Consider the following 581-nt stretch of genomic DNA (forward strand, 5'->3'; position numbering starts at 1 on the left):
AAAGGCGGAAGTGATTATCTGGCAAAGAAGTATTCCATTAAGGCTCCATCACAAGTGAAGCGCTGGATCAATGCCTATCAAGAATTTGGTGAAGAGGGTCTAGTAAGAAAGCGACAAAAGAAAAAATATTCTGTTCAATTTAAGCTGGATGCGATAGAGTTATATCTAACAAGTGAGCTGTCCTATCGTGAAGTTGCCAACACACTTAACATGAACAACCCTAATTTGATCGCTAGTTGGATGCGTCAATTCCGTGAGGGTGGGATCGATGGACTCTCAAAAATGAAAGGATGTCCACCTATCTTGTCTAAGAAAAATGAACCCAAAAATAAGAAAAAATCTACAACTAAAGCAACGTCTAAAGAACGTGAACGCATCGAGGAGTTGGAGAAACGAGTCCGTTCCCTTCAAATTGAAAATGCCTTTTTAAAAGAATTGAGGAAGCTGCGAAAACAGGAAGCCCAACAACGACGAATGAAGCAATTGCACGAATCATCGCAAGCCTCCGAGGACCGTTTAAATTAGTTGAGCTTCTAGAAACTTTAAAGTTCCCTAAGGCAACCTTTATGTACTGGCAAAAA

At 40.3% G+C, this 581-nt stretch carries 1 pseudogene; it reads left to right on the top strand.

The features are described from left to right. Positions 1-581, top strand: a pseudogene (locus RG571_RS12060) (transposase); the annotation flags it as partial.

The organism is Enterococcus sp. FR204 (genome assembly GCF_031143325.1).
In the GTDB taxonomy this organism is placed as follows: Bacteria; Bacillota; Bacilli; order Lactobacillales; family Enterococcaceae; genus Enterococcus_B; species Enterococcus_B faecium.